Here is a 17,977-nt window from a genome sequence, read left to right as displayed (position 1 = left end):
TGGTGGTATATTAAAGAAAACAATCCACTAGACCGAGAAACTTTCACCACAGCCACAGGTCCGCGAAGCATTCGGATTATTAAAATAAAAGCCTTTCCCTTCCAGGCCTCCCGAAAACTCAAGAGTTGTATTACAGAGGTAGAGGAAGCTCTTTAGGTCGGTAACAATTTTAACGCCATTATCTTCAAATACCTGATCATCTGGACGTGGCTGATTGTCAAAATCCATCTGGTAAGATAAGCCTGAGCAACCGCCACTTGTGACCGATACACGGACGAAGTGCTCTTTGGTGAGCTGGTCCTTATGTTCAATCTCTCTAATTCTCTCTTTTGCACTGTCGCCTACAAAAAGCATACATTCTCCAAATTTATGATCAATAACATTCTTTACCAATAACCGATAAGGTTGGGTGAAAGTTTTAGTAGAACTAAATATACCCGTAATTGAGAACTAAAGTAAGGAAATTGTAAGTAATATCTGTTATTGACGAGGAGAGATAAAACGAAGTCTATTGAATTATTTAGGCATACCGGCCCCAAGTGGAGGGCCCACCCTCTTGCCAGATCGCCGAAAATGTCCCTGACCAACCGGCCACATAGGACATGCGTCATCATCTGCTACAGTATCCCGTAGCAGCCAAGCAATACGCAAAAATAAACCGCTGAATGCCCTCATGACAAACTGAGGGGTATTACCTTCGATATGATCAGCACTTGTCAGGTTGCTGAGCGTAGTGTAAAGGTACAAAAAAACACAATTAAAACAAATAAACCTCAAGTTTAAAAATAAAAACATTTACAAACACCTCTCTACACCCATAATGGATTCGCTGCCCGAACACTATTTACCCCACGAATAATCCACTCCGCTACTTGGTCAATATCCTCTTCTGTATTAAATCTGCCAAAACTCAGGCGTAGCGACGCGTGAGCCTCGTCGCTGGTGAGGCCCATCGCTTTAAGTACGTGACTGGGGTCAAGTGAAGCAGAGGTACAGGCTGAACCGGAAGATACCGCGAGCTCCTGATTGAAAGTCCTCATCACATCCTCGGCATCGGCATATTCAAAACATAGGCTGCTGATTTGTGGCAATCGATTTTCATGGCTTCCATTTAAACTTACTTTCTCTAAGCCTTCCAAAAGCTTACGCTCAAGTTGATCGCGCCATACTGATAATCGTACCATTTCTTCGGTCATTTCTGCTTGCGCCAACGCCGCTGCTACACCGAAGCCCACAATACCGGGTACATTTAAAGTCCCTGACCTACGTCCCCTTTCATGCCCTCCCCCCAGCAACTGGGCTGTTATTTTCACAGGAGGGTTTTTACGCCTCACATAAAGTGCGCCCACTCCTTTTGGGCCATACATTTTATGTGCCGAAAACGCCATTAGATGGATTCCCGTCGCCACTGGATCAACAGGAATTTTGCCTACTGCCTGAGTACCATCACAGAAAAAGAATACTCCCTTGCGGGTACAAATTTCTCCAATAGCACTTACTTCTTGTAATACCCCTGTTTCATTATTGGCCCACATAATGGCCACCAAAATCGTATCCTCTCGGATAGCGGCTTCAAGTTCACCTAAATCAATTCGGCCTTGCTTATCTACCTCCAAGTAAGTGACTTCCGCCCCCTTCTCTTCTAGCCATTGGCAAGTGTCCAATACAGCTTTATGCTCCGTCTTTACAGTGATAAGATGCTGCCCTTTACGTTTATAAGTATCGTAAATACCTTTGATAGCAAGGTTTACAGCCTCCGTAGCACCACTGGTAAAAACAACCTCTGTCTTATCTACCCCCAATAGCTCAGCCACCTGCTGACGTGCTTTACCCACTGCTTCTTCGGCTTGCCAACCAAAAGCATGGGTCCTACTAGCAGCATTTCCAGGCTGGTCATAAAAATAAGGTAACATTTTGTCTACCACCCTGGGATCTGTTGGTGTGGTTGCACTATTATCTAAATAGACCATACGATTCTTCATAAGACAAAAATAAGGATTACATAAAGTAATTTGATTCTCTGACATTTTTTGTGTTTAGCGTCCATCGTAAAACAAAAATCACGTTCCTTTCCAGTCACTTACGATTTCTGCTTTAGCTTGACCACAAAAGTTGTCAGAGAAGGAGTAATTTACTTGCAATTCAATACCTTTAGGTTATAAAGAACTGTGGCAGCAAGAAACAGTCTGCTACTGAGATTAAAGTGCCCTGATTATGCCTACCAATTCAAAACTATTTAACTCCTTTTCTAACCCTACCAAAGAACAATGGTTGGAAAAAATAACTCGTGACCTAAAAGGTAAACCTCTTGAAGAGCTCGAATGGCAATTAGAAGAACACATTCGGGTAGCCGCTACTTATGGAAATGAGGATGACCTAAACAAAAAACCAACGCTAAATTCAGGGCGCAACAACAATAGCTGGTCTATTGGGGAATACCTCTTCGTTCGTGACCCTAAAGAAGCCAACACTCAAGCCCTGGAAGGTTTACAGGGAGGTGTAAATGCACCTTTATTTCACCTACACCACCTGCCTAGTCGTGAGGAATTGGACGTGCTTTTAGCTAATATTGAGCCTTCTTTTATTTCTATTCATTTTGCCCCAGCATATCCAGGAAAAGACCCCGCTGAATTATTTCGCAATCTCATCTATTATGTCAGAAGGCGTAATTTGAAACTAGTAGACATTTATGGCTCAATGGACTTTGACCCTCTGCTAGATTGGTCAGAACCACCATTTACAGCCTTGGCCCGCGTCTTGAAATTTGCACAGCAACACACCCCCAACTTCAAGGTTTTACAAGTTAATGGTCTAACGCTCCATACCGGCATTGAAAATACGAGTAGAGAACTGGCCTTGCTTATCGCCAAAGGAGTTTCTTATCTCAACGCCATGGAAGAACAGGGTATTCCAGCTGCTGTCACCAACCAGCACTTACAGTTTTCAGTCGCGATTAGTACCAGCTATTTTGTAGAAATTGCAAAAATAAGGGCGCTAAAAATCCTTTGGGCCAACGTACTCAATGGTTTTGGATTGGCCAATGAATCCATACCGCCTATCGCTGCTCATCTCGCTGCCGAAACTCAAACCGATCAGCGTGAGTACAATATGATTAAAGCAGCCACTCAGGGGATGTCGGCCATTATAGGTGGCGCATCTTTCTTGTACATTCCTCCGGCAGACCTTCGTACCAAAGGAGAAAGTAGTTCTTTCACTCGCCGAATTGCCAGAAATGTACAGCATTTACTGCAAATGGAAAGCCATCTAGACCAAGTGGTTGACCCTGCTGCTGGCAGCTATTATATTGAACACCTTACCCAACAATTCTGTGAACAGGCCTGGGGCAAATTCCAGCAAATAGAGACACAAGGTGGGTTCCTCCAGTTGGCGAATCTATAAAATAAAAACGGCCCTGCTTCCGCAAAAGCGAGAAGCAAGGCCGTACGACACAACTTTGTCTAATAACAAAACTGTTTTTTTTACAAAAAAGCTCTTAAGGTAACAGTACCGTATCAATCGCGTGTACAACACCATTTGTACCTTGTACATCAGTAGCGATAATCGTAGCAGTGCTATTCGTTGCATTGATCACTGGAGCACTACCTGATAAATCAATAGAGAAGTCAGAACCCTCAAAGGTTGTAACTGGAGCACCACTTACAATATCACTAGCGCGAACGTTAGCACCAGCAACTACGTGATACTTTAGTACCGCCTCTAGCGTAGCTACGGGGATATCTGCCAAAGTATTCCAGTCAGTATTCGAAGCCAACAAGGCTTCAAAAGCAGCATTAGTAGGCGCAAATACCGTAAATGGCCCGTCGCCAGAAAGGATACTCACAAAATCTGCCGTCAGGTCGGTACGTGTTAGCGCAGCTACAAGGTTACTGAAAGTAGGATCAGCAGTAGCAAAAGTGACTACATTCGCCGGCGCAATAACTGCATTTACCGTGTGAATTACACCATTGGCTACTTCCTCATCGGCAGCAGTCACATCTACAGCACCATTGATTTTTACACCACCACTCGTATTCACATACAAGGTGAGAGGCTCATCAGTTGCATACTCAGCCAGCGTATTATAGAAAGTAGAAGTCAGCTTACTAGATGTCTCCTCTGTTGGCAACACATGGTATAATAATACCGTTTGTAAAAGCGCTACTGGTACATCATTTAGAGATGCAAAGTTGTTGGCTGCCAAGAATGCTTCAAAAGCAGCGTTAGTAGGTGCAAATACCGTCAATGATGAGGTCCGGTCATTTAGCGCGTCTACCAAACCAGCAGCAGTTAGAGCATCAACAAGGATACTGAAGTTGGCATTATCTTGTGCAAACTCAACAATGGTTGGATCATCCATCACATCATCATCGTCACAAGAAAGAAAAGTAAAAGATAAGGCGAACATCATCAGGATGCTCAAAGCATACGAATGCACTTTCATCGTAGATTGTTTTTTGGTTGTTTTTTAGAAAGTTTACGGTAGGGAAACAGGGGCCTATTTTATTTGTTCAAGCCTAGTTTAGCAAATGGCTGTTGGCTGACAAACAGGTAAATGAGAGTCGATATTTTAGAACAATTATAGACGCTGGCTATTGGCATGTACTTCTATAAAAAAATGCAGAGGGAAGCTTCCCTCTGCATTTTCACAAATATTATAATTCTCGACTTTTCTACTGCTTAACCAGCTTCAAAGTGCGCCCCCCCAGCTGTACGAGGTAAATCCCGTTTGGCCAAGCAGTTGTTGTCAATTGATGTTGTAGCGTGCCGGCGGCTACTTTCTCTTCCAGCAGCAATTGGCCACTGATATTGAATACCCGCAAACGCATTTCCTCCGTATTTGAGGTGGGTAGCAAGAGGTTGACCATCTCGCTTGTAGGATTGGGATATAACAAGAAATGGTTACCAGCACTGATTTCTTCTGTGCCTACCACCGCATTTTCATCGATTTTAATATCAAAACGTTGCACTGGCAAGAAACCTCCCGTACCATCTTCTACCACAAAAGTGAAGCCATCGTTGACGGCATCAGGGTTCGTGTTCTGGTAACGAAGATTACTTGCATCTATCGTCCCTTGGGTAAAGGTGCTGCCTGGTGACAATTCCTGGTCGATGATGTACAACGAACCGTGGCCCGGAGTACTCACTAAAGAATAAGTCAGGTCAAATGGTCCTTCCTCGGTGTCTGTTACTTGTAACAAATCATTCGTTACCGGATTACTCATCAATGGTGGTACAAAGAGTGTATCGTTGGTCAACAGAGCTGGCGCGGCTGAATTACCAGCAGCACAAAACTCAAGTCCCCATTCTGATATCTGGCCGGATGCACCAAAACCTGTTTCAAGGATTTTCACTTTCAAAGTCCAAATCCCCTCGCTGTTTTCTCCATCAAAAGCAGAAAGGGCTTCTATTGGCTTAAAAAGAATTTGATCATCTGGTGGGCAAATAATTTCATTTGGTGCTTCGTCATCAAAACCTATTGCTACTACATCAGAGCCAAAACAATCCCCATCATAAAGTCGTACTTCCGTACCTGCTGGACTAATCAGCGAAATATAGAAATTTTGAATCGGCTGATAACGGACGCGGAGAAAGGGAATATTGATATCACTAACCACTCCATTAAATGGCACGAACACTTGTGAAGTCACCGTTGGCGGCAAGCCAGTTCCTGGAATGTTTACTGGTGTATCTTCGGCCAATTGTTGGGTACAGAGTACGTTCACCGTGTGGAACACCTGCGGTGCTTGCCATTCACCAGCTCCACATTCATTGATGGCACGAACCCGCCAGTAAAACAGGTCGTTATTTTCTAATTGGGTCAACTGTATAACTTCCGTCTCTGAAATACCATACCGGCTATCTAAAACATTGGAAAAACCAGCGTCATCAGAGAGCTCCCAATCGTATAATTGTGCATTAGGCAGCGGTGTCCAGGTATAGGTTGTTCCCAAAGTAATATTGGGCTCCCCTTCTACAGGCGTCAACAGACTAAGGTCGCTAAAATCATTATCAACCAACTCGAAGTAGATGGTACGGTAGCTGGTGTCCAAATCGGTAGTAGCTACGGCAACTTCTATTTCCAAGGGGCCATCATAGTCTTCCAGGTTATTAAAATCAAGCTGTAAACTTACGCCTTCGCCCGGTGCAAAATCGTTATTTGAAAAAACAGCGTTAACGCCCTCTGGCAATTCACTACTGATACTTAAATTAATAGGCGTTGTATAATCAAGTACAGCTCCTGTTGTAAAATCAATAGTCGTTACATCTGGCAAACAAAGCTGCTGAAAAACAGGACCATAATTCAAGGTGTAAGTAGGTACGGTTGCTGGCTCAATACTGAAATTAGCATTAGAAATATCAAAAAAGATATTGTTAGCCGCTTCTACTCTGACACGCATATTACTCCCTGTCACCTCAGGTACGGTAACAAAAGCAGATCCATTATTAGGGACACCGCTTACCAAGGTATATGGGTAAGTTTGGCCACCATCACTTGATAACCGAATATTTACCAACTGACAATTTACGAGTTCATTGGTTGTATTGGCTACATCCCAGGTTACTTCCCGGTATTCTCCGGCTTGCCAAACAGTGCTGCTATTATTTGGAGACATTACCAAAAACGGCCCTGCCGTAGCTGTGCTCTTAAAAGCAACATCTGCCCAAACCGTTGCACCAATCTCAGGGCTATTATCCCTGACGGTACAACGAAAGGCGATATCTCTACTATAAGTAGGCAATATCTCTGTAATCGTACTGTTATTGCTCAGTAAATCAACAAGCCGTGGTAACACCCGGTTGGAAGCTGTCGTTGGAGGGTAGCTTCTGAATATCGGTGCGTTACCAAAAGGCGCGCCCAAATCAGAAAGTGGACCTAAATTCATTTGTTCCCAACAATAGGTGATCGGGTCTTCGTCGACATCTACAACCGCTGCATCCAATTCAAAAGGTGTGCTGATTGGAATATAAAAACCATCTGTATAATTGAGAGTGATTTTAGGCTCAGTATTGTCTGTTGGAATAACTGTTGCACAGGCAGCAGCATTACCTTGCCGCGTGTAATTGGTAAATTGCTCAATACTGTGCCCGTGATAGTAATCATCATTATTAAAGGCAACATTTTGATTACCGCAAGAACCCGCATAGGACATAATCGTGGTACCTGAGCCTGGCTCAAAGGCAGAACCACTAGCCAACTGCCCCAAACTGTTTGGACAATTACTCCAGGAGTGAGCTGTTGCAAACTGGTGGGCTACCTCGTGTGTAAAAACCCGACGGATAATAGAGGCAATATTATTACTATAATGACAAGTTACTCCCCGATCCTTGCCCGGTGTACACACCTGACCGCCAACGACACCCCCTACATCCGTACAGGAGCTTGTAAAAACATGTCCCATATCATAGGACGAAGTAGGAAAACCAGCACTGGTAATAGCCCCTTGCACTTGGCTCAATAACTCTCCTCCTTCATCAGCGTTGATGAAGGGGTCGGTGCCTGCATTCAGGTAAACCAACAGCTCTTGGTTCTCTATCAAGCGAATACGAACACCAACTTCATTCTCAAACGTAGCATTAGCCAGGTTGATAGCTGTTACAAAACTACTGAGAACGGCCTCTACTGTACCTCCTTTCTGCGTAGCATACTCGCCAGTACAGGTAAGTGCCATTACATACTCATGGATATTGGCGGTAGTACTTGCAGTCGTTCTATTTATTTCTGAAACAGCCTCTCCGTCTGCATTGATGGGTTTTGGATCTTCGGTTTCTGAAGGCTCGTAACCACAAGCCAACTGAGGAAGTTCTTCCGGCGTCAGAACGAGATCATGGTTAAAGTAGACAACATGAACGAACGATTGATTACTTGCGTAGGGCTCTACAAACACTTCTCCATCATAAGAGGTATAAGTTGCTGTGATTCCCTGTGGTGTAACGGTCAGGCGTCCTTTGTATTGAGGGGCCGATACGTCCTGAACACGATAAGTGCGTAATTGTGGCCAACGAGCCTGCAAAGCTTCTGGCATCACAGGGCTTTCTACGACCCGAAAGGTGCGCATTGTGCCATCAGGCAGCGGCAATTGAATTTGAGTAGCTGATCTTGGAAGGCTCGTATTTACCTCCAAAGGGGCATATACTAAAGCTTGACGAAGGTCGCTGACTTCAGCGGTGAGTGTTGCATATTCCGCCAGCGGTAGATTCACCTCAGCGTTTACTTCTAACAGGACGTCTGACTCATCTACAAACGTGAACGTTTGAGCAGATAACCCTAAGCCAGAGAGAAGGACAAGCAAATAGGTAGCTATTATTTTCATTAATATAATTTTATTGCACGAAAGTGCTATCGCACTTATGAGCCTACACAAATTAAATAGTAAAGAGTAAGTAAAAATAAAACAAGTTCGGGAAAAGACCTTTTGTAAATGACTTTATGTCGGTTAATTACTAGAAGAAATCCTACTTAGAGGAAGGAAGGCGCATTACGAAAGCTGATCCGACACCATTGGTAGTATCCTCTATCCAAATTTCACCACCATGCAATTCTACAATCCTACGACAAATAGCCAAGCCGATACCTGTACCAGAGTAGGCCGCACGGGAATGTAGTCGTTTGAACATTTCAAAAACATGCTCCCGATATGCTTCACTAACGCCGATACCATTGTCTTCGAAATAGAGCTTAACAAAACCAGGGAGCGAATCGGCTTCTACCCTAATTATTAAACAAGGCTGCTCAGCTTCATTGTACTTTAAGGCGTTTTCTAATAAATTTTGAATCAATTGCTGGAGTAACTCTTCATCACCTTTAAGCAAGGCATCTCCATCGAATGTTATTTGTAATTGTTTCCCGTCATTTTCATTCCACAATCTTTTACTGATTTCCTTGGTGATTCCTACCAGGTTTACCGGTTCAAAAGAGAGCCCTTCCTGGCCTAAGCGGGAAACCGTCATTACCGCCTCAATTAAGCGGTTCATTCCTTGCACATTACGCTCTATAAACTCAAGATACTCCTCCACTTCGGAACCAGAGGGCGGTGCCAATCGTCGGCGTAGTAAGCCTGCAAAACTCCCGATATTGCGGATAGGTTCTTTAAGGTCATGAGAGGCAATAAAAGCAAACCGCTCCAGTGCCTGATTAGATGTTTCCAAATCCTGGGCATAAGCAAGAATTCGAGCTTCAGACGTTTTATAATCAGTGAGATCTGTACCAACGAATACATAACCTCGCCTAAGGTTCCCCCCCAAACCAAAAAACTTCTTATAGATCGGGGTAACTAAAAAAAGTAGATAATTATTCTGCCCACCAACGGAAATATTGGTTTCATAATTCCCTCGTTCGTTTTGCTCAAGCGCCAGTAGACGTTCTCTCGTTTTCTCCCATTCTTTACCCGTAAAGACCTCGTTTAAATACTTGTCTTGCCAATTTTTTGCGCTGCCTCCCATCAACTCCAAAAAAGCCGAATTCACCTGTTTAATCCTGAAGTCTTTATCCGTCAAGATAAACCAATTAGTCATCGTCTTCAAGAGACTAGGCACCGCATGTTGCGACTGTAAATCAGTGAGTTGTAGATTAACAATCATCAGCCCAGTGAAAAGCCCACCAATAGCAACATTAATACTCTCATTAAGTAAACTGGGGATGCCCAAAAAATAAGTAAGCAGGTAATTTTGAACAAATGACCCTATCATAACCAAGGAAAAAATGATAACTATTCCCATCCGAATTCCTCTGGTAGAACTATTAAACGCATAATGATATGGCAAGTAAGAGAAGTAAATACACAGTCCATAAGTCACTACCACTCCACCGAACCTAAAAAAATCGTACCCTGTATAGCTGTCCATCGTTAACGCTAAACGACCATTTTCATTAAAAAAAAGATCTCCATGCCCATGTAAGGTGAACCCCTCCAGGTACACAAATCCCAAAACAATCAAAAAGGCAAAAATAAGACTGGAGTATTCCCACTTTTTCATCTCGCGAGGCGCAAACTGTTTGGCATAAAACCACATCGTTAACAGCATGCAAACTACCGTCAGGTTCCAGATATTCTCCTGCCAGCGCCTGAGGTTTAGTGCTTTTTCCAAATCCGTAACCGACTCCATTTCGAAAAAAAACAGATTCTGGATAAAGAGCAGCAACGTCGTCGCCATGAATGTTTGGTACATCCTCCGGTGGGTATCCAACCAGTACACGCGTAACCCCATGACGAGGATCGCAAATCCACTCAAAAGCGTAAACCAGTCTATAGATATAGAACTAAACATGAGCGGATGTCATAGATAAAGAAGCTGTAGAAAAGCAATTATTAATGGTTATCAAAACGATAACTTATTTATAAAAGTAATATACATTCAATTAATTATAGAAAATATTTTTCTGAGACCAGCTAAAACCATGAAACTATGCTTTCTGGCTATCTCAAAAACCGGAGCGTATTGGGTAATTTAGCGATCCTATTTTAAGAACTTATTGATTCTAACAACGAAATTCGCTAACACAGTTTAATCTCCAAAAGACAAACCGATAGCACGTGCCGTACGTACTAACTCATGATCAGGAGTAACCACCTTATTCGCCTTCACCGCTTCCTTTAAAGGCACACTAACAAATTTGTTGTTTTGGTAAGACACCATTTCTCCAAACTCTCCAGCAGCCACCAACTCGAAGGCTTTCACCCCCATTGCTGTAGCTAAAATACGATCAAAGGCTACCGGAGTTCCTCCTCGTTGAATATGCCCGAGCACCGTGGTACGTATCTGGGGCTGACAGCCCATTCTTTCCAGTTCGTAACGAAGTGAATTACAGATTCCGCCTAGTTTTAGATGCGGATCACCAGCATCATGGGCAACCTCGCCTACGACCTCTCCATCTAGTGGTTTAGCCCCTTCAGCGATCACTATATTCATAAACCCTTTGCCTTTTTTGTAGCGCTTGTCTATCTTCTTTTTGATCTTTTCAATGCTGTATGGAATTTCAGGGATCAGACAAATTTCTGCTCCGCCAGCAATTGCAGTATGCAAGGCTATCCATCCCGCATCGCGCCCCATCACCTCCATGATAATAATCCGATGATGGCTTTCTGCAGTAGTGACCAACTTGTCAAAACAATCGGTCGCAATCTGTACTGCTGTAGAGAAGCCAAAGGTATAGTCCGTTGAACCCAAGTCGTTATCGATGGTTTTGGGCACCCCGATGACAGGTACTCCCTGCTCGAATAAATGCTGCGAGATGCGTTGGCTACCGTCACCTCCAATATTTACGACAGCCGAAAAGTCCAGGTCCTCCAATTTCTTTTTCAGCTCCTGGCTGCGATCGACCAACTCCACCGATCCATCTTCCTGAGGTACCGGATAAGCAATGGGGTTACCTTTATTCGTGGTCTTTATTATTGTTCCTCCCCGCACGTGAATCCCTGCCACGCGCTTAGGCGTAAGTTTCACCAAATCCGTAGGGGTACTCATCAAGCCATTGAAGGCCTCCTTACTTCCCCATACCTCCCAATCACCTGACGTTTTTGCTGCTTTCACCAATCCACGGATCACTGCATTGAGTCCTGGACAATCACCACCACCTGTGGCTACAAGAATCTTTTTCATCACTTTTTTTGTTGATCTTCCAACATTTTTTGCTTTGCGAGATGCTAAGATATGTGGAATTGTCGGAAGAGGAATAAGCAAAGCTTAGGAAATAGGATGATTTCTATCAGCGAATCTTGATCTTACTCCTACTCCCTAAAATCCCACACACATATCTCTACTCCGAAAACCCACTTCCGCACCCTCCATGTAAAACACATATTAAGTTTTTGCTAAGTATCTAAAATTGGTCATTTAGTATACCTAGTAAACCATTCTCATCTGTTAATTTTGAGCAAAGACGACTTGGTTTTGGGGCCCAATAGGGCAATTTATTAGCTACAGTATTGATAATCAAAAAATTGCTTTAGCAAGCTTCATGCTCGCTAAAGCCTTGGCCTATTTTTCTGTTTTTTTCAAATCATAAACTTAATCTCATGAGAGTAGATGTACCATCTACGGCGATTCTCAGTTTTTTATTGGCACTAATATTGAGCCTAACAGTTATCACAACTGTTCAGTCTCAAACGATTATTGCCAGTCAAGACTTTGATTCTCCATTAAACTTAAACAGTCAGGACATTGATCCTGATGGTTCCACCTTCATGTCCGCTGGTGACATGTTTAATGTTTCCGATCAAACGGGAGCAGGTAATCCTACAGGACTACCATTTGCACTTGCCGATGATTCGGTTGATGCCTCCTGCCGAGGAGGATCACCATTCCCTCCTGACAATCAAGGATTTATCACTTGCGGTTATCCAAACGGCAATTTCTTTGGCGTTGTCGACTTGGATAATAATGACAACATGTCTGGAATGGGGACGGTCGATTGGGCTTTCCAAATTGATAATGCTACAGACTTAGTCCTCGCTATTGATATGGCTGCCATGGGCGATTTTGAAGCTAGTGGAGACATTTTCAACTTTTCTTATTCTTTTGACAATGTCACCTTTACCCCTCTTTTTGCTAGTTCTGTAGACGAGTCATCTAGTCAAACCTACACGCTAGAGGATGGAGACATGTTCTCTTTTGATGACCCTCTTATCATGAGTGGTACGATGTTGAACGAAAATTACCAAACCATCTCCGGTTCCTTGGCAGGTACAGGCGCAGTTTTGTATCTCCATTTTGAAGCGACTAACGATGGTGGAAGTGAAGCTTTTTCTTTTGACAATATTGTCGTGACCAGTGGTGCAACTCTCTGCCCTACAGTAACACAAGTTTTCATCAACGAATTTCACTATGACAATACTGGTGGAGACGTAGATGAATTTGTAGAAGTTGCCGTTGCGAACAGCTTTGGTGGCAACCTCACCGATATCAGTCTTACCCTTTACAATGGTAGCAATGGTAGCACCTATGGTTCGACCCACGACCTTAGCACCTTCACTGCTGGAACAAACGATGGTACTTTTACCTACTACAGCAAACTAATCACCGGTATCCAAAATGGTGGCCCTGATGGTTTAGCTCTTTCGTGTGATGACTTAGCATTCCAGTTCCTTAGCTACGAAAGCATGCCTTTTGTTGCCAACGGTGGCGATGCAGATGGCCAAACCAGTACAGACATTGGCACCGCTGAACCAAGCTCAGCTCCTTTGAGCTCGTCTATTCAGCTGATTGATGGTGTTTGGGTTTACACTCCAGGCTTCAACACCCAGGGAGAACCGAATGTAGCTGCAGCAACAGAGTGCCCAGAACTAGGAGAGGCTTTCATTAACGAATTCCACTACGATAACGATGGTGGTGATGTTAATGAATTTGTAGAAGTAGCAATTGCTAACACTTACGAAGATGCTGTAGACGCTATTACCATTACTTTATATAACGCTAGTGGTGGTGCTGCTTACAATTCCTTCACGCTAGGAGATGTAGCATTTATAGAAGGAAATGATGATGGTACTTTCACATACTATTCTATTATACTTCCTTCTAACGGTATCCAAAATGGTTCTCCTGACGGCTTGGCACTATCATGTGATGGTGATCTGATTGAATTCCTTAGCTATGAAGGAACCTTTACTGCTAGTGATGGCCCCGCTGTAGGTATTGAAAGTACCGATGTAGGTGTAGTGGAATCTAGCGCTACAACCGAAGATGGTTCTTTGCAATTAATAGACGGTGTCTGGGTAGCAACCTGCCAAAACACAATTGGTGCAACAAACGAAAACATACCTTGTTGCGATATCACTTTTGACGAATTCATCATTGTAGATGAATCTTGCGCTGGTGAAGGCGACGGTAGTATTACTGTGACGGCTTCTTGTTTAACTTGTGAAGATATTCTCTACTCTTTTGACGGTGGTGAAACCTTTGGTCAAGAAAATACAGCAACCGACCTCAACGAAGATTGCTACACCGTAGTAATTCAAGCAGTTGGTGTTAATGACTGTGAAGTTTCACGTCTTTTGATTGTAGAAAACGACAACCCTACCGTTATTCCTCAAATTGAGGAACTAAGCTTTACTCGTGAAGCTATGCTGGAATTGGCAGGCGCGGAAATTGTAACCTATATTCCTGACAATACCTCTGCTGCTGTTACAAGCGGCGATGGGCTACAATTGGTAGACCTTAGTGATCCTGCCGCTCCTAGTCTAATTATGACCATTGCTCCTACTAGTTTTGGCTTTAGTAACGATGAAGTATCCAGCACAGCTTACAGCAATGGCATCCTTGCCGCTGCAGTTCCTAATGACGATACGCAAATGCCTGGTGATGTACTGCTCTTTGATGCTAGCGGTACCTTTATCAACTCTATTACTGTTGGAGCATTACCAGACATGGTCAAGTTCACCCCTGATGGCACCAAGTTGTTGGTTGCTAATGAGGGTGAGCCTAATGATGACTATGACAATGACCCTGAGGGTACCATCTCTATAATTGACCTTAGTGGCGGTGCTGGAGCAGCTTCTGTAACTACTGCAGATTTCACCTCTTTTAATGCCAACCAAGCGATGCTAGAAGCAGAAGGTGTACGTATCTTCGGCCCTGGTGCTACCGTTGCACAAGACTTGGAGCCTGAATACATCACCATTACAGATGATGGTGCTACTGCTTATGTTTCCTTACAGGAAAACAACGCTTTTGCTGTTGTAGACATCGCTTCTTCTACCGTTACCGAAATTCGTGCTCTGGGCCTTAAAGCATACTGTGAACCAGGTAATGATATTGATGCAAGTAACCAAGATGATGGTATCAACATCAAAAATTGGCCTGCTGTTGGCATGTACCAACCGGATGGTATCGAATGTTATACCGCCAATGGGCAGATGTACATTGTTTCTGCCAACGAAGGCGACGCCCGTGATTATGACGGCTTTTCCGAAGAGGATCGTGCTGACGATCTAAACCTGGACGAGGCAGCGTATCCCGATGCTGACGATTTACAGCAAAATGAAAACTTGGGCCGCCTTACCATTACTACAGCAGAAGGTGACTTAGATGGAGACGGCGATTATGACCAAATCACCTCATTTGGTGCACGTTCTTTCTCTATCTGGAATGCAACGACGGGTGATCTCGTTTTTGATTCAGGCAGTGACTTGGGTAACATTTCTGCCCTCATTACTCCTACCTTCTTCAATGCCAACGATGGTGATGAAGGCGAGTTCGACAACCGCTCTGACGATAAGGGCGTCGAACCAGAAGGAATCGCGATCAAAGAGATTGGAGGCTCTGTTTATGCCTTCGTAATATTTGAGCGAGCTGCTGGTGGTTTCGCAGTTTACAATATTACTGACCCTGTTGCGCCTTACTTCGTGACTTACGTTCCAGGTGCTGATGTTGGCGATATTGCTCCTGAGTCCATTGTAGTGATTGATCCTACTAGCAATCCAACAGATGGGTTCTTAGTATTATTAGCTAGTGAAGAATCTGGCACTCTATCTACTTTCTCCGTTACCGACAATAAGGAAACAGGTATTATCCCTGTAACTGTACTCGCCAACGGAGGTTCTGGTGTTTACACGGCCTACAGTGCCACTATTACTGGCGGAACTGCCGCTGGTGAAGTAAGCCTCTATGACGGCGACACGGAGAACCCTATTTTGGACGCTACCCAAGTAACCGAATCAGGTACCGTAATACTGGAAACCCAAGTGACCGATGAAAATGGTTGTGTCACCATAGTAACAGAAACAATTTTCGTTGTCCCTGCACTTGAGCGTGACATCGCTATCTCCGACCCTTGTTCTTGTTTGGACAACGCTACCGTCCTTGATTTCGATAACAATACAGGTGGCGACGATGGGCAATTCTCAGAGCAAGTTGCTATTACAGGCATTAATGGCACGGCACTTCCTGCTGGCCTCGATTTTCGGGTAGTAAACGTTACTGGTGGAACAGACGCCAACAACGTACCTATGGTAGGAACCCAAAGCGATGGTACTCCATTTGCGGGAGAAGAGCCATTGACCTATGATCCTGTTACTGGCTATTACACTATTGATTTTGTATTTATAGAAAATCAAGGCTACACCATTACCGTAGAACAATTTGTTGCAGGTAACGCTACTGGCGGAACCTTTACTATTGGTAATAATTGTGCCTATCCGAATCCGGTATTTGACCCGATTCTCGATGCTATTTACTGTAACTTCGAAACAGCTACTACACTTGGAGCTGATGACCTTGAAGGTCTTGGTGCTGACGCAATCAACTTTACCATTAATGGACAAGCAGCTACTGAATTTGATCCTGTTGCTTTAGGAGCAGGTATCCATACCGTTGTTTTGACTTACGATGGTGCTGCTGATGCCAACGGAGGTATTTCTCCTGACGGAGGTACTGTTCCTGCATTCCCTGGCTGTACCCAAACTGCTCAAGTGGTAGTAGAAGTTGAAAGCCTCGACGTAGGCTGTATTTCTGACCTCAATGTCACACTTGGCGAAGCTTGTACGACAATTATCACTCCTGAAATGGTGTTAACAGGCTCCTTTGCTTGTGCTGATGAAACCATCGTTACTGTTGATGGAGGCAACTCCAATACAATCACAGGTTGTGGTGCTCATACCTATTCTGTAGATGTATTCGTTGCAGGAGAAATGGTTTACACCTGCTGGGGCGACCTTTTCGCCGAAGACAAAACCGACCCAGTAGTAGAGTGTCCTGATGACGTTGACGAAGCTCTGGTAACTTTCGAGTTACAGACACTAGAAGGTAGCATTGATGGCACCGAAGAGACGCTGGCATTGGCTGATTACAGCTGTTTCCAGAACTTCTTTGAGCCTATCGCTGGTACGGACTATTCTTACGACTTGATCACTTTCACAGTGAGCGAGACGGATGTGTACAACTTCTTAGTTGACTCAGATGTGGCTTCTACCGTTATCACCTTATTCAATGGTGATTTCAACGAGAACAACCCATGTGAGAATGTTTTAGGAGGTTCTGATGGTGCTTATGCGATTGTCGACTTCTTCGGCATTCAGTTTGCTTCTTTCTTCAACCAGAACCTACGTGTTCCGTTGATGTTGGAAGCAGGAAACACTTACACGCTGATGGTAGCGAATGACGGTACGCCTACGGATTACACGGTAGGTGTAGTTAGTGATAATGGCAACGCTGTTAGTGCTGCGGGGCTCAGTACACCTCAGCCTGTAGATATTCTTGTTCCTTTTTACTGTGAAGACGTTGATCTGATTAGGTTCCAGACTCCTCAGAACTGGATTGCTGATGCTAATGGCGTATTGGACTTCACTGCAACACGCAACACCTTCTTCGGAGGTAGCACTGCTGCATTGAACGCATTCCTTGATAAGGTTGGCATGACTGGTTTACCTGTAGTTGGAGACAACTGTGGTCCTGTATTGGTAACCTTGTCTGATGTCTTAACAGAAAATGGTGATTGTGGAGACATTACGCTTACTCGTACGTTCACGGTAGCTGATCGCTACGATGGTGCCTGTATAGGTACTCCACGTACTGTTGATTGTGATCAGGTGATCACCTTTAGCCGTCCTTCTTTGATCAGCGATGTATTCGGTATTGATCCTAGCTTGGTATTGCCTCCGTTTACCGGCATTATCGAGTGTGATGAAGCTTTTGAAACTGACGGTTCTGTTGGTGGTCCTGATGATAATCCTACTGCTCAGGCAGCTGGCCAGCCTTTCATTCTGACAGTGTCTGGATACGTATCTCTGGATCAGGTGTTCTGTAACATTGGTGCTTCTTATTCAGATGAGCCTCGTATTGATATATGTGAAGGATCTTACTCCTTCCGTCGTGAGTGGAACTTCATTGACTGGTGTGCTCCAGCAGAGAATTTCATTTTCCAGCAGTACGTAAAAGTAGGTGACTTCACTGGTCCAGTTATCAGCGGTATTCCTGCTGTAATCAACGTATCTACCTCACCATTCAGCTGTTTGGCTAACGTAGCGATTCCTTGTCCTACCCTTAC

The 17,977-nt window shown here is 44.0% G+C and carries 8 protein-coding genes; 2 read left to right on the top strand and 6 right to left on the bottom strand.

Translation table 11 applies throughout. The features are described 5' to 3' along the window. Positions 1 to 27 precede the first annotated feature (27 nt). Positions 28 to 354 carry a HesB/IscA family protein gene (locus A3EU_RS0125715; protein ID WP_020539062.1) on the bottom strand — a complete coding sequence of 109 codons (327 nt, stop codon included), beginning with the start codon at positions 352 to 354 and terminating at the stop codon, positions 28 to 30. A gap of 455 nt (positions 355 to 809) precedes the next feature. Continuing rightward, positions 810 to 1,982 carry a cysteine desulfurase family protein gene (locus A3EU_RS0125705; RefSeq protein WP_026211592.1) on the bottom strand — a complete coding sequence of 391 codons (1,173 nt, stop codon included), beginning with the start codon at positions 1,980 to 1,982 and terminating at the stop codon, positions 810 to 812. Positions 1,983 to 2,214: 232 nt separating this feature from the next. On the opposite strand from A3EU_RS0125705, the gene A3EU_RS0125700 reads away from it, so the two are divergent. Further along, on the top strand, positions 2,215 to 3,399 hold the full coding sequence (locus A3EU_RS0125700; RefSeq protein ID WP_020539059.1) for a methylmalonyl-CoA mutase family protein: 1,185 nt from the start codon (positions 2,215 to 2,217) through the stop codon (positions 3,397 to 3,399). Between the two features lie 94 nt (positions 3,400 to 3,493). On the opposite strand, the gene A3EU_RS0125695 is transcribed toward A3EU_RS0125700, so the two are convergent. The 4 genes from A3EU_RS0125695 to A3EU_RS0125680 all read right to left on the bottom strand — a co-directional run bounded on the left by A3EU_RS0125695 (position 3,494) and on the right by A3EU_RS0125680 (position 11,598). Beyond that, positions 3,494 to 4,441 carry a fasciclin domain-containing protein gene (locus A3EU_RS0125695; protein ID WP_020539058.1) on the bottom strand — a complete coding sequence of 316 codons (948 nt, stop codon included), beginning with the start codon at positions 4,439 to 4,441 and terminating at the stop codon, positions 3,494 to 3,496. A 229-nt stretch (positions 4,442 to 4,670) separates the two neighbouring features. Further along, the gene (locus tag A3EU_RS0125690; RefSeq protein WP_020539057.1) at positions 4,671 to 8,312 is read right to left on the bottom strand and encodes a reprolysin-like metallopeptidase; all 3,642 of its coding nucleotides are present in this window, start codon (positions 8,310 to 8,312) and stop codon (positions 4,671 to 4,673) included. Positions 8,313 to 8,454: 142 nt separating this feature from the next. Further along, on the bottom strand, positions 8,455 to 10,266 hold the full coding sequence (locus A3EU_RS33305) for a PAS domain-containing sensor histidine kinase (protein ID WP_083937579.1): 1,812 nt from the start codon (positions 10,264 to 10,266) through the stop codon (positions 8,455 to 8,457). A gap of 237 nt (positions 10,267 to 10,503) precedes the next feature. Continuing rightward, positions 10,504 to 11,598 (bottom strand): 6-phosphofructokinase, encoded by a 1,095-nt coding sequence (locus A3EU_RS0125680; RefSeq protein ID WP_020539055.1) that lies wholly within the window; start codon positions 11,596 to 11,598, stop codon positions 10,504 to 10,506. Positions 11,599 to 12,014: 416 nt separating this feature from the next. Between A3EU_RS0125680 and A3EU_RS33300 the strand changes: the two genes are divergently transcribed. Continuing rightward, positions 12,015 to 17,977 (top strand): choice-of-anchor I family protein (locus A3EU_RS33300; protein ID WP_052331339.1); only part of this gene is annotated, 5,963 nt, incomplete at its 3' end.

It is taken from the genome of Lewinella cohaerens DSM 23179 (genome assembly GCF_000379805.1).
In the GTDB taxonomy this organism is placed as follows: Bacteria; Bacteroidota; Bacteroidia; order Chitinophagales; family Saprospiraceae; genus Lewinella; species Lewinella cohaerens.
This window is presented reverse-complemented; position numbering and strand designations above follow the sequence as displayed.